This is a genomic window from Pseudomonas svalbardensis, from assembly GCF_030053115.1.
Lineage (GTDB): Bacteria > Pseudomonadota > Gammaproteobacteria > Pseudomonadales > Pseudomonadaceae > Aquipseudomonas > Aquipseudomonas svalbardensis.
The window spans coordinates 1,140,548-1,152,869 of record NZ_CP125619.1; the positions used below are offsets into that span (position 1 = coordinate 1,140,548).

Genomic DNA, 12,322 nt, shown 5'->3' on the forward strand with positions numbered 1-12,322 from the left:
GAGTGCCGGGATATTAGCCGTTGCTGTGGCCCAGGCAGTCGACTATTTCCCCAGCGTATTCAGATTCATCGACCGAACCGCCAATTGCTCAGCCGTTTGCTGGTCCACCGGCAACGAAAAGCGGAAGGTCGCGCCGCGGCCGGGAACGTCAATCAGCTGGATCTCGCGGCCGTGCAATTGCAGGATCCGGTGCACGATCCGCAACCCCAGTCCACCGTCACGCCGTGCGCCGCCAATGTTGAACGGGCGCAGGAACAGACCTTCGCGCAGTTCGGCAGTGATGCCAGGGCCGGTGTCGCTGACGGTGACTTCAATAAAAGGTCCTTGAGGGCGCAGGCTGAGCTCGATTTCTCCCCCTTGCGGGGTGTGGCGCAGGGCATTGTCGAACAGGTTGGTGAGCACCCGCTCGATCAATCCAAGGTCGGCGCAGGCCGCCGAGACATTGGGTGCGAAGGTGGCCTTGAGTTCGACGTGACGCGCCTCGGCCGTTAGTTCGAACTTCTGGAAAATGTCCTGCACCAGATCGGTCAGTGAGAAACGCTCCAGCACCGGTTGCACGAAACCATGTTCCAGGCGCACCAGTTCCAGCAGCGATTGCGCCAGACCACCCACCTTGCGGCTTTGATCCAGCGCGATGCCCAGGTAACGGCGGCGGTCGGCGGGTGACAGCGTGGCGTCCTTCAACGACAAGGTTTCCAGGTAACCGTGCAGCGAGGCGAGAGGCGTGCGCAGGTCGTGGGAGATGTTGGCCACCAGTTCGCGGCGTTCCTGATCCTGGCGGGTCAACGAACGCCATTGCTCGCCGAGGCGCGCCTGCATCTGCCGGAAGGTGGCGTCGAGTATGGCAATTTCATCGTGGCTGGCGGCTTTTTCCGCCGGGACGGATGCCGGCGGCGTTACCGGAGCACCATCAATGTCGAACTGGCTGACGGTTTCGGTCAAACGGCGCAAAGGTCGGGTGATGAGGGCGAATGCCGTGAGACCGGCAATCAGGCACAGCAACGCCACCAGCCCGATGGACAACAACGCGATATTCAGGGCGGCGCTGGTGGCGCCGCGTTCGGCGAAGCGGTCGTGCTCTTCGCTCAGCAGCACCACATAGAGATACCCCACCGGTTTGCCATTGACCTGCAATGGCGCGGCGCTGAACACTTTGCGGCCATCGACGCTGCGCGGATCGTCGCCGAGAACCGGCAGGGCATCGCCCTTGAGCAGGCGCTGGATCGGCGCCAGATCGACCCGCTCCCGGCGTATCCGACCCTCGGGCGCAGCACTGCCGACAATCCGGCCCTCGGGGTCGAGCAGATAGACCTCGACACTGGGATTGACCAGCATCAGTTGGCTGAACAGGTCGCGCACAGCGTCGGGCATCAGGCCTTTGGTGTCCATCAGCACGGTGTCATGGGCGATGTGCCGGGCCAGATCCCGCGACAACCCCTGCACCACTTCCAGCTCATGCATCTTGTTGGACCGCACCTGCATCCAGGCCGACGTGCCACAGCACACCAGCAGCAACACGGCGAATACCAGAGACAGGCGCTGAGTCAGGGTCAATCTCACGGCTGCTCCTCCCTGGCCGCGAATTTGTAGCCTCGTCCCCACACCGTGAGGATGCGCACCGGTTGTGCCGGATCAGCCTCGATCTTTGCCCGCAGGCGGTTGATGTGAGTGTTGACGGTGTGCTCGTAGCCTTCATGGCTGTAGCCCCAGACTGCGTTGAGCAGGTCCATGCGCGAGAACACTTTGCCGGGCTGACGGGCGAAGAAATACAACAGGTCGAACTCCCGTGGCGTGAGGTCGAGGCGGCGACCGTCAAGGGACACATCGCGCGTGATCGGGTCGATGGCGAGGCCGTCCGTGATCAGGCTGCCGGCGTCCATTTTCAGGTTACGGGCCATGGCGTCGACCCGTCGCAACAGTGCTTTGACCCGGGCCACCAGTTCTAGCATCGAAAAGGGTTTGGCCAGGTAATCGTCGGCGCCGAGTTCGAGTCCGAGAATCCGGTGCACTTCGCTGGAGCGCGCACTGGTAATGATGATCGGTGTGTAGCGGGCCATGGCGCGGGCGCGGCGGCAGATTTCCAGGCCATCGACGCCGGGCAGCATCAGGTCGAGGATCAGTGCGTCCCAGCTTCCTTGCTGCAGCAGGCGCATGCCTTCATCGCCATCGGCGCAGTGCACCACCTCGAACTGCTCATCGCGTAGATGCAGGCAGATAAGGTCGGCGATATGCAGGTCGTCCTCGACCACGAGGACGCGTTTGGTCTGTTCCATCAAGCTCAATCCTTCGGCGCAATGAGCGCATTGTGCGGGTTTTCCGGGGCCTGAGTTATCACGAATTGTTTAACTTCTCGTGAGGATTTGGCGATCAACTCAAGCCTAGGCTGTGTTCCATGACAGGCACCTGGAATTTTCGGAGACGACCATGTTTTCACGGCGACAGTTTCTCGTAGCAAGCGGCGGGCTAGGCGCTGCAGCCCTGGTCATCGGTGTATTGCCAGAATTTGCCGCGCGTTCTGCGCTGGTCAGTGATGCCGGCGCGGCGGAGGTGTTCGAGGTGACTCACAGCGACAGCGAATGGCGCGCCATGCTCAGCGCCGAGCAGTACGAAATCCTGCGCGAAGAGGGCACCGAACGGGCCTACAGCAGCCCGCTGAACAACGAGCACCGTGAAGGTACGTTTGCCTGTGCCGGCTGCGACCTGCCGCTGTTTTCTTCCGCGACCAAGTTCGACAGCCGCACCGGTTGGCCGAGCTTCTGGGCACCGCTGGACAAGGCTGTGGCCACTCGTCAGGACCGTTCCTTCGGGGTGCTGCGCGAGGAAGTCCACTGTCGGCGTTGTGGCGGTCATCTGGGTCATGTCTTCGACGACGGGCCCAAACCCACCGGCTTGCGCTACTGCATGAACGGCCTGGCGATGACTTTTGTGCCGCAGGCGACTTGATCCGCGGGTACTCCCGTTCACTCATTTTTGCAGGTCGACGTTATGTGGCTTCTGGTCCTGTTGCTGCCGCGATTGGCCGAGCGTCTGACTCGACCACTGGTGGCGGCTGGCAGCCGGCTGTCGGAAGCCGCGGGCGCGGATGCCCGGCCGCGTCCCGGCGCGTCGTTCCTGATCGGCGTCGCCTCGGGCCTGCTCTGGGCACCGTGTGCGGGGCCGATTCTGGGTCTGTTGCTGACTGGAGCCGCGCTGCAAGGGGCAAGCATCGCAACCACCTTGTTGTTGCTGTCCTACGCTGCGGGTGCCGCAACTTCCCTCGCGGTGGCGCTGCTGCTGGGTGGTAAAGTCTTCGCGGCTATGAAGCGTTCCATCGGCGCTGGCGAGTGGCTGCGTCGAGGTCTGGGCGCCGCGATGCTGGCGGGTGTGGCGGCGATTGCCCTGGGACTCGACACCGGTATTCTGGCGCGGATTTCGACGGCGTCCACCGGCGGTATCGAGCAGGCGTTGGTGGGACGACTGGCCGGCCAATCACCGAACGTTAGTGGGGCGATGATGGCCCAGGTTCCCGCCACGGGAAGTGCAATGAAAGCGGCCGGCAAAGCGCCGGGTACATTGCCGATTGAAGGCAACCTTCCACCGCTGGCCGGCGCGGTGCAATGGCTCAACTCGCCACCCCTCACAACGCAGGCCTTGAAAGGCAAAGTCGTGCTGGTGGATTTCTGGACTTATTCCTGCATCAACTGCCTGCGCTCGCTGCCTTATGTGAAGGCTTGGGCCGAGAAGTACCGCGATCAGGGATTGGTGGTGATTGGCGTCCATGCGCCCGAGTTTGCTTTCGAACGAGACGTAGGCAATGTCACCAAAGCGATGAAGGACCTGGGCATCAACTACCCGGTAGCCATCGATAATGACTTCAAGGTCTGGCGAGCTTTCAACAACCAATACTGGCCAGCCCACTATTTTGCCGACGCTCAAGGTCGCATCCGTTATCACCATTTTGGGGAAGGCGAGTACGCCGAATCGGAACGGGTGATCCAGCAACTGCTGCGCGAAGCAGGTGCCGCGAAGGTCGCGGACGGCCTGATCAATGCCCGCGCCGAAGGTGTTCAACGGGCCCCGGACATGAACGAAGTGCAATCACCGGAAATCTATGTCGGCTACCAGCGTGCCGAGCATTTCGTGCCTGAAACCAGCCTGGTGCCGGACAAGGTGTCGGCCTATAGCGCTCCATCGCAATTGGCACTCAACGACTGGAGCCTGGACGGTCAATGGAATGTCGGCTCGGAGCGGGCGACTGCAAGCGCGCCGGCCAGTCGCATCGTCTACCGCTTCCATGCCCGCGATCTGCATCTGGTGTTGGGGCCTGGTGCTGACGGTAAACCGGTGAGCTTCAAAGTGTTGATTGACGGAAAAGCCCCCGGCGATGTCCACGGTACCGACGTGGCGCCCGACGGCAGCGGCAGCGTGACTGAACAACGTTTGTACCAGTTGGTGCGCCAAACCGGCGGCGTGACGGATCGGACCTTCAGTATCGAGTTTCTTGATCCCGGAGTGCCGGCGTATGCGTTTGCGTTCGGTTGATCGTCATTCCATTCATTCAGGAATCAACCTCATGAAAACCCTATTCACCTGGCGTCGCACCCTGTTGGGCCTGGCCGCTGCCGGCGTCATCGGCCAATGCCTGGCGTTCTCCTTCGGTGCGGCGGAAGACGCAGTCATCATTCCCCCTCCCACCCTCGACGAAACCACCCAGGCCGACAGCGAAAGGGCGGTCTTTGCCGGCGGTTGCTTCTGGGGCGTCCAAGGCGTGTTCCAGCATGTCAAAGGGGTGAAGAAAGCGGTCTCCGGTTACGCCGGCGGTGCAGCCAACACGGCTCAGTACGAGCGGGTCAGCAATGGCGATACCGGTCATGCGGAATCCGTCGAAGTCACCTTCGACCCCCGTCAGGTCAGCTACGGCACCTTGCTGCAAATCTACTTCTCGGTGGCTCACAACCCTACCGAACTCAACCGTCAGGGACCTGACCGTGGCACTCAGTATCGCTCGGCGCTTTTCCCGGAAAACAGCGAGCAGCAGCGTATCGCCCAGGCCTACATCGCCCAGCTCGACGCTGCCCGTTCGTTCAACAAACCCATTGTCACCAAGCTGGAAACCTACAACGGTTTCTACCCGGCGGAGGAGGAACATCAGGATTTTCTGGCCGAGCACCCGACCTATCCCTACATCGTGATCAACGATCTACCGAAGGTCGCGCAGCTGAAAAAGCTTTATCCAGATCGGTATCAGGAGAAACCGGTATTGGTGAAGGCGGGGATGTGAGAAGTGAAGGGCATAACCCTTACCCCGAAATCACATTCTTGCCCGCGATCTTCGACCGATACAGCGCCTGATCGGCCCTGGCCAGCAACCCGGTCTGTTGTTCTTCTTCAAAGCGCTGAACCACGCCAAAACTCATGGTCACTTGAAAGTCCCCCACGGGCAGCAGGCTTGCGAGGCCATGGCGGATACGTTCGGCGAGGGCTCGGGCGTCGGCGAGTGGTGTATTGGGAAGGATCAGGATGAACTCGTCGCCACCCCAACGCGCGAGCAGATCGCCTTCACGCACGCAGTGCTTCACGCTCTCGATCACTTGTACCAATGCCGCATCGCCCAGCGCATGGCCATAGTGATCGTTGATGTTCTTGAAGTCGTCGATGTCCATGGCGATCAGCGACAGCGGTTGTCGAAAGCGTTGGGCGCGTTCGCATTCCTGAGGCAGGACTTTTTCCAGAAGATAGCGATTGGCGATTGAGGTCAGTGTGTCGGTTTCCGCCAGTTTGCGGTTTTCTTCGAGTTGGATTTGCAGTTGCTGATTGACGCGAGACAACTCTCGGGTGCGTTCTTCAACGATCGCTTCAAGGGATTGGTTGCGCCGTTCAAGCGCTTCGTACAGGCGCTTCTTGTCTTCGATGCTGCGGTGCGCGCCGACCATCCGCGCCACCGAGCCGTCGGTATTGCGTGCCAATACGTAGCCACGGTCTTCGATCCAGGTATAGCTGCCATCCTGCATGCGGCAGCGATACTCAGCCTGATAACCGGGGGCTCGCTGATTCAGGTAGTCATCGAACAGCGCCATAACCTGCAGGTAATCGTCGGGATGGATCACGCTTTCCCAGGTCAACACATTGTTGTCCAGGGAATGAGGCGGGTAGCCGAGCATCTCGTACCACCCGGGGTTGCGATAGACGAACCCGGTGTTGGCATTCCAGTCCCAGATGCCGTCGCTGACCAGTTCCAGAATGGTGTGCAGCATGTTCTCGTTCAAATCCGACAGATTGAACTTCAACGGCTCGATATTCGACGCCTCACCCATCTCCGCTCTCCCTGCCGCCCTGATATATAAGTGACCCGCCAGTCGAGGAGATTAGTCGATGGCGCATTCGGTCGGCTAGTGCTTGCCCCATCTCTGCAAGGCAAAGTCGACGAAACTACGCAGTTTTGGTAAACGGTAGCGATCCTGGGCATACATCAGGTTCATCGGTCGGCTCGGCGGCAGGTAATCCTGCATCAATGCCACCAGTTTTCCGTCCTTGAGATCTTGCTCCATCAACGCATCAGGCAACACCACGATGCCCATACCGGTTCGCGCCGCTTGATGCAGTCCTGCCGAACTGTTGATCAACATCGGTCCATTGACCGCTACCGCCACTTCTCCCTCGGGACCGGTCAGGCGCCAATGTTTTTCCACCGACTGCCAGTCATCCCCTGCCGGATAGGCAAAGGACAGACAGTCGTGGTGTTGCAGATCATCAGGTTTCTGCGGTGTGCCTTTGCGCGCCAGGTAGTCCGGTGATGCACACATGGTCAGGCTGTAGTCGAGGAGTAGACGGGCGATCAGGTGGTTCTCCACGGTATTGCCCAGGCGAAACGCTACGTCGAAACCGTTTTCGAGCAGGTCCGGACGGCGATTGGTGAGGACCACATCCAATTTCACGCGTGGGCACAGCAGGGTGAATTCACTCAGGGCGGGTGCCAGTTTTTCAGTGCCGAACGTCAGCGGTGCGGTGATGCGCAAGGTGCCGCTCGGTTCATCGAGGGTTTGCTCGGCCAACCGTTCGGAATCGGCCACCAGCCCCAGCACTTCGAGGCAGCGCTGGTAATAAGCGGTACCGAATTCCGTTAACCGCTGGCGTCGCGTCGTACGGTTGAGCAGGCGTACACCCAGGCGTTGCTCCAGCGCCCGCAGGTGATTGCCGACCATGGTGGTGGACATTTCGCACTGGAAAGCGGCGGCGGTCATGCTGCCGGTTTCCACCACTTTGACGTAAACGGTCATTGCCTGGAACAAATCCATTATCAAGCTCAGCTTTAAAATGATTGAAGTGTTGCAGCGTTTATCTAGCTCAGGTGGCTAACCATACTGCAAAAACACCGACTATTGATGGAGCTTGATGTCATGACTGCCGCCTGCCTGATGAGCACTTACCAACCCTTGGCCTTGAGTTTCAGCAAGGGCCTGGGCACGCGCCTGTGGGATCAGGCGGGTCGTGAATACCTCGACGCGGTGGCGGGCGTGGCAGTGACCAACGTCGGTCACTCCCATCCGAAAATAGTCTCGGTCATCAGCGAGCAGGCCGGGTTGCTGTTGCACACTTCCAACCTTTACAGCATTGATTGGCAACAGCGGCTGGCGCAGAAATTGACGCAATTGGCGGGCATGGAGCGAGCCTTCTTCAACAACTCCGGTGCAGAAGCCAACGAGACGGCGCTGAAACTCGCACGGTTGTATGGCTGGCAAAAAGGCATCGAACAACCGCTGGTGGTGGTCATGGAAAACGCCTTTCACGGCCGCACCCTGGGCACCTTGTCCGCCAGTGATGGCCCGGCCGTGCGCCTGGGCTTCAACGAGTTGCCGGGGGACTTCGTCAAAGTACCATTCGGTGACCTCAAGGCGCTGGACAAGGTGCAGCAAGCCCACGGCCCGCGCATCGTGGCGATCCTGATGGAACCGATTCAGGGTGAAAGCGGTGTCCAAATGGCCCCGCCCGGTTACCTGAAAGCCATTCGCGAACTCTGCACTCGGCGTTCGTGGCTGCTGATGCTCGACGAAATCCAGACTGGCATCGGCCGCACTGGCCAGTGGTTTGCCTTTCAGCACGAAGGCATTATTCCGGACGTCATGACCCTGGCCAAAGGCCTGGGCAACGGCATTCCCATCGGCGCCTGCCTGGCCCGGGGCAAAGCCGCCGACCTCTTCACCCCCGGCAGTCACGGCAGCACCTTCGGCGGCAATCCACTGGCCTGTCGCGTGGGTTGCACCGTGCTGGAGATCATCGAAGAACAAGGACTGCTGGACAACGCCAAACTTCAGGGCGAGCGTTTGCTGGCCAGATTGCGCATCGAATTGGCGGACGATCCGAATGTATTGGCGATCCGTGGACAAGGATTAATGATTGGCATCGAACTCAAGCAGCCGATTCGCGACCTGACCCTCATCGCCGCGCGGGATCACGGCTTGCTGATCAACGTGACACGGGGCAAGACCATTCGCTTGCTGCCGCCGCTGACGATTGATGAGCGGGAAGTGGAGATGATTGTCAGAGGGGTTTGCCGGGCAGTGAACGCGGCCTGAGATTTATCTCAGTAGTGATATCTACACATCACAACGCGGATTTCACCATCCTCGACTGCATAGACCAAGCGATGCTCGGCTGTAATCCGGCGCGACCAGAAGCCGCTCAAGTTGTATTTGAGCGGTTCAGGTTTTCCGAGTCCATCGAACGGCTCGCGCTGGATTGATTTGATCAGCAGGTTGATTCGCTTGAGTCCTGCCTTATCGTTTTGTTGGAACCACAGATAGTCTTCCCAACCTTCAGGAGTGAACTCGATATTCATTCTTCGATGAGTTGCCTGGTTTTAGTTTTCCCTGCTCGCAGGTTGCCGATCGATTTGATCAAGCGTTCTGCATTAGCAGGGGAGCGAAGTAGATAGGCTGTCTCTTCGAGGGCGTTGTACTCCGCCAGAGACATCATCACCACGGGTTCGCCTTTCTGGCGAGTGACCAACAGTGGAGCGCGGTCTTCATTGACCCGATCCATGGTTTCGGCCAGATGTGCACGTGCGGTGGTGTAGTTGATGGTTTGCATGTTGTAGTCCTCGCTCGATGCAAAGAACGTACAGAAATGAGTACAGGATGACAAGGCGATACCTACGAGTGGTCGTTGCGCAGACGATGCATCCGCGCTTGTCCTGAGTATCACCGAAGATTCTTCAAGACGTTTCCGTGATCGATGTAATCCCGATCCGATTTACTCGACATCCCCCGGCACCCAAGTTTTTTGATCGTTCCCATGCTCCGCGTGGGAATGATCGAGGGTGAAATGCACACGGCCTAGGCATCGGCTCAGTGCCTTACGGACGCAAACGGCCGCTCCCCCAAACTCTCCACCAAACGAACCAGATAACCGTCTGGATCCTGCACCAGAAATTCACGCTGGCCGACTTCTACCGCATCGGCGCGATACCAGACATCGGCGCAGGGACGAAACAGCGGCCATTCATCGTCGGCCAGGCGCTGGAGTATCGGCTCGACGACATCGACCGTGATTTGAAAGTTGATGCCTCGACCAAACGGCGCTTGCAGTGCGCCGGTCATCCACTGGCCTTCGGCCGGGTCGTATTGCTCCAGCATGATCTGAACGCCGTTTTGATCGAGGTAGGCAAAACCGACTTCGGGGCGTTCATAGGCGATTTGAAAACCGATCAGGGATGTCCAGAAGTGAAGGCTATTCTTGATGTCCGTGACCATCAGTTCGGGGACTAATTTGCTCCGTGCAAACATACGTATCCTTGGTAAACAGTGTGAGTTAGTTGGCTTGTAACACGGTGTTCGCGAATGTTGTGATTTCGGTTCGATCCCTGAATTTGAGTTTCGAACCGCCAAACCCTTCGAACAGACGTTGATGCGCGGCAAATCCACTGGAGTCTTCGCGCGTACGATAGCTGCCGGCCCAGTCGAGCAACGCAATCAACAACTCGTCATTCTTGTCCCGCTGCGCCTCTCGCTGACGAATATTGGCAACACATTCCTCATCTTCAACGCGCAGCCAGATCAGTGCTGTCGCCCGGGGCAAGAGTTCGCTGATGATCCAGCCGTAAACACCTTCGATCACCCAGCGCTCTTCACTGGCCACCACCCGTGCCATGCCCAACGCCTCGGCACGGGGGCGGGCGATGCTGTGTTCGTCGGACAACCAGTGAATCGAGTCGAGATCGACCCATGGTATGTGCAAGTGCTCGGCCAGTCGTTCGGCCAGCCAGCTTTTGCCGGAGCCGGAGTTGCCGATGATCAGGGTTCGAGTGAGGTTCATGAGCGACACCGGTCATGTAAGGGAGCCGTAATCCGATCATTCCCACGCAGAATGGAACGATCGGCCTTCAGTCGTCATTCTCAGGAGCAACCATCCGCGTCTTCGGCGAACCGTTTGAGTTGTGCTGATAGATCTCCTGTGGCTGTCCTTTTTCATTAAAGAACACCTGCCCGATCCCTGCCGAATTCCACAGCCGTTCACCTGCTTCAGCATGTTCCGGGACATGCGGAACAATGCGCATGCGCCGGCGTTTGGTCAGCCAGTTGAGCGGCGAGCGGGGCGAGTAGAGCCAGCGGTTGAGGCGGTCGAACCACTCGAGCAGCGCGGGCGGGAACTCGTTTTTGATGCCGCTGCTGGTGATCTGCCAGATGCGCGGGGCGGCCTTGCGGTGTCGGATCAGTACTTCGTAGACGAAGGAATAATGCACATCGCCCGACAGCACCACGTAATTACCGGGTGTGCGCGAGTGTCGGAAAATGTTCAGGATCACCTGGGCCGCGCCGCGATGGGCCATCCAGTTTTCGGCGTCCACCAGTAGGGGATAACCGCACCAACTGAAAACGCGCTGCACGGTTTCGATCAGTTTGACGCCGAAGATCGGTGCTGGCGAAACGATGATGGCCGAAGGGTGATCGAGCAGTTCCTGTTGCAGTTCGCTGAGGGCTTCCCAGTCCAGCAAACCTGATGGCTGCTTGAGGTTCATTTCGCTGCGCCAGCGTCGAGTGCGGGTGTCGAGCACGACGATGGCCGGGCTGGTGGGCAGCACGTAATGCCAGTTCTGAAATCTCAGCAGTTCGTCAATCAACCCGTCCTGAATGTCACTGTCGAGGTAGCGGTCATGCCCGGTCGCGCTCAAGCCGCCGGTCTTCTTCAGCACCGCGCCGAACGCATCCGGGTTGTTGCCCCAGCCCTGGCACAGCATGTAAGCAATCAGTGCGTTGCCGATGATGCGCCTGGAGAACGGATGGCCGTAGGCCGTTTCCTCCCATTGCGCGGAAAGATTCCAGTCGTCGGTAATATCGTGGTCGTCGAAAATCATCAGGCACGGCAGGTGCGCGAGTGCTCGGGCGACGCCTCCAAGACCGGCCTTGAAGCCATCGATGCGCGTCTGCTCAAGCGCATAACGCTCGCGTCTTGCCGGTGTCAGTGCCGGTGGTTGTGGGGCGATCAATGTCCAGGGTGTTGGCGACCAGACCAGCAGGTACATGGCCATGACTTCGGCGAACGTCACCAGATGGTTGTCGGCACTGCTGCTGGTGAAAATCGGCTTACGCGCCCCACCGAAAAATCGCTCGCGCAGGGTTTTGTTGCTCTCCAGCGCCGGTAATAAATCCGCACGATGGTAGTAGCTGGCGGGGTGCTCGTAGAGTTTGGCGCTGTCGCTGACCACCGCACCTTCGAGGTGCTCTTCGAACAGCCCAAGCCGCTTGATCAAGTCATGGATGGCTCGCAGCATCGGCCCTGCGACATCGTCGGCATAAACCTGATCGCCGCTCATCATCAACAGCGCCGGGCGTTTGTGTGCGTCCGCCTCCGCCTCCAGCAATCGATCGACGCAAAGCAAACCGTCCAGGGCCGGATGGTGAGGTTTGCGGCAGGAGCCGTGCAACAGATGATCGGCCCGTTTGCGCAGGACGAAGTTTGGGCAACGGGCGTCGCCGTACAGCAAGTGCGGGGCCCAATCGGCGATGCCTGTGCCAGCGTCGTCAATCAACAGGTCGTATTCGATTAACGTATCGCAGGGCAGGGCGGCGTCCAGCGACACGTCGATCAAATGAACAAAGGCCTGGGTGCCCACCGCAATGACCGTGCACTGACTCGCGTCGAGGTGGATGGCGTCGCGATCTTGCAGACGTAACGTCAGCGACAACGCCCGCGACCCCACAAGCCACATCACCAGCCGCGTGGGCTCCAGACGCCGCAACAGCGGCCCGACCAGGACAGGGGGCAGGGATTGATGATCGTCAGGCAGCGGCAAAGACATGGACATCCGGGTTTTTGGAACAGAGAAGCGCGCGATGATAACGCAGCT

At 59.5% G+C, this 12,322-nt stretch carries 12 protein-coding genes and 1 pseudogene; 4 read left to right on the forward strand and 9 right to left on the reverse strand.

The features are described 5' to 3' along the window. Positions 1-42: 42 nt before the first annotated feature. Entirely contained in the window at positions 43-1,560 is a 1,518-nt protein-coding gene (locus QFX16_RS05000; protein ID WP_283183058.1) for a sensor histidine kinase, read from the reverse strand. Then, on the reverse strand, positions 1,557-2,273 hold the full coding sequence (locus QFX16_RS05005; RefSeq protein WP_046045971.1) for a response regulator transcription factor: 717 nt from the start codon (positions 2,271-2,273) through the stop codon (positions 1,557-1,559). Before QFX16_RS05005 ends, QFX16_RS05000 begins: the two co-directional genes overlap by 4 nt. Positions 2,274-2,424: 151 nt before the next feature. Between QFX16_RS05005 and msrB the strand changes: the two genes are divergently transcribed. The 3 genes and pseudogenes from msrB (at position 2,425) to msrA (ending at position 5,260) form a co-directional block, all read left to right on the forward strand. After that, a complete protein-coding gene (msrB, locus tag QFX16_RS05010; protein ID WP_283183059.1) occupies positions 2,425-2,943 on the forward strand; it encodes a peptide-methionine (R)-S-oxide reductase MsrB in 519 nt (172 codons plus the stop codon). A gap of 51 nt (positions 2,944-2,994) precedes the next feature. Further along, positions 2,995-4,521 (forward strand): annotated as a pseudogene (locus QFX16_RS05015) (cytochrome c biogenesis protein DipZ); the annotation flags it as partial. A 31-nt stretch (positions 4,522-4,552) separates the two neighbouring features. Next, on the forward strand, positions 4,553-5,260 hold the full coding sequence (gene msrA, locus QFX16_RS05020; protein WP_283183061.1) for a peptide-methionine (S)-S-oxide reductase MsrA: 708 nt from the start codon (positions 4,553-4,555) through the stop codon (positions 5,258-5,260). A gap of 19 nt (positions 5,261-5,279) precedes the next feature. Here msrA and QFX16_RS05025 read toward each other — a convergent pair whose 3' ends face one another. Further along, complete coding sequence (locus QFX16_RS05025) at positions 5,280-6,293, reverse strand: sensor domain-containing diguanylate cyclase (protein ID WP_283183062.1); 1,014 nt, start codon at positions 6,291-6,293, stop codon at positions 5,280-5,282. Between the two features lie 75 nt (positions 6,294-6,368). Next, positions 6,369-7,274, reverse strand: a complete 906-nt coding sequence (locus QFX16_RS05030) for a LysR family transcriptional regulator (protein ID WP_283183063.1) — start codon at positions 7,272-7,274, stop codon at positions 6,369-6,371. 102 nt (positions 7,275-7,376) lie between these two features. Between QFX16_RS05030 and QFX16_RS05035 the strand changes: the two genes are divergently transcribed. Then, on the forward strand, positions 7,377-8,552 hold the full coding sequence (locus QFX16_RS05035; protein ID WP_283183064.1) for an aspartate aminotransferase family protein: 1,176 nt from the start codon (positions 7,377-7,379) through the stop codon (positions 8,550-8,552). An 8-nt stretch (positions 8,553-8,560) separates the two neighbouring features. On the opposite strand, the gene QFX16_RS05040 is transcribed toward QFX16_RS05035, so the two are convergent. The 5 genes from QFX16_RS05040 to QFX16_RS05060 form a co-directional block, all read right to left on the reverse strand. Then, positions 8,561-8,815 carry a Txe/YoeB family addiction module toxin gene (locus QFX16_RS05040; protein ID WP_283183065.1) on the reverse strand — a complete coding sequence of 85 codons (255 nt, stop codon included), beginning with the start codon at positions 8,813-8,815 and terminating at the stop codon, positions 8,561-8,563. Next, on the reverse strand, positions 8,812-9,066 hold the full coding sequence (locus tag QFX16_RS05045; RefSeq protein ID WP_134096615.1) for a type II toxin-antitoxin system prevent-host-death family antitoxin: 255 nt from the start codon (positions 9,064-9,066) through the stop codon (positions 8,812-8,814). Before QFX16_RS05045 ends, QFX16_RS05040 begins: the two co-directional genes overlap by 4 nt. Before the next feature lie 257 nt (positions 9,067-9,323). Next, positions 9,324-9,761 carry a bleomycin resistance protein gene (locus QFX16_RS05050; protein WP_283183066.1) on the reverse strand — a complete coding sequence of 146 codons (438 nt, stop codon included), beginning with the start codon at positions 9,759-9,761 and terminating at the stop codon, positions 9,324-9,326. A 25-nt stretch (positions 9,762-9,786) separates the two neighbouring features. Further along, a complete protein-coding gene (locus QFX16_RS05055; RefSeq protein WP_283183067.1) occupies positions 9,787-10,290 on the reverse strand; it encodes a P-loop NTPase family protein in 504 nt (167 codons plus the stop codon). Positions 10,291-10,357: 67 nt separating this feature from the next. After that, entirely contained in the window at positions 10,358-12,280 is a 1,923-nt protein-coding gene (locus QFX16_RS05060; protein ID WP_283183068.1) for an alkaline phosphatase D family protein, read from the reverse strand. Positions 12,281-12,322 lie beyond the last annotated feature (42 nt).

Coding starts and splice junctions, on each gene's coding strand:
- QFX16_RS05005 (WP_046045971.1), bottom strand. CDS start 2,273: ATGGAACAGACCAAACGCGTCCTCGTGGTCGAGGACGACCTGCATATC.
- msrB (WP_283183059.1), top strand. CDS start 2,425: ATGTTTTCACGGCGACAGTTTCTCGTAGCAAGCGGCGGGCTAGGCGCT.
- msrA (WP_283183061.1), top strand. CDS start 4,553: ATGAAAACCCTATTCACCTGGCGTCGCACCCTGTTGGGCCTGGCCGCT.
- QFX16_RS05025 (WP_283183062.1), bottom strand. CDS start 6,293: ATGGGTGAGGCGTCGAATATCGAGCCGTTGAAGTTCAATCTGTCGGAT.
- QFX16_RS05030 (WP_283183063.1), bottom strand. CDS start 7,274: ATGGATTTGTTCCAGGCAATGACCGTTTACGTCAAAGTGGTGGAAACC.
- QFX16_RS05035 (WP_283183064.1), top strand. CDS start 7,377: ATGACTGCCGCCTGCCTGATGAGCACTTACCAACCCTTGGCCTTGAGT.
- QFX16_RS05040 (WP_283183065.1), bottom strand. CDS start 8,815: ATGAATATCGAGTTCACTCCTGAAGGTTGGGAAGACTATCTGTGGTTC.
- QFX16_RS05045 (WP_134096615.1), bottom strand. CDS start 9,066: ATGCAAACCATCAACTACACCACCGCACGTGCACATCTGGCCGAAACC.
- QFX16_RS05050 (WP_283183066.1), bottom strand. CDS start 9,761: ATGTTTGCACGGAGCAAATTAGTCCCCGAACTGATGGTCACGGACATC.
- QFX16_RS05055 (WP_283183067.1), bottom strand. CDS start 10,290: ATGAACCTCACTCGAACCCTGATCATCGGCAACTCCGGCTCCGGCAAA.
- QFX16_RS05060 (WP_283183068.1), bottom strand. CDS start 12,280: ATGTCCATGTCTTTGCCGCTGCCTGACGATCATCAATCCCTGCCCCCT.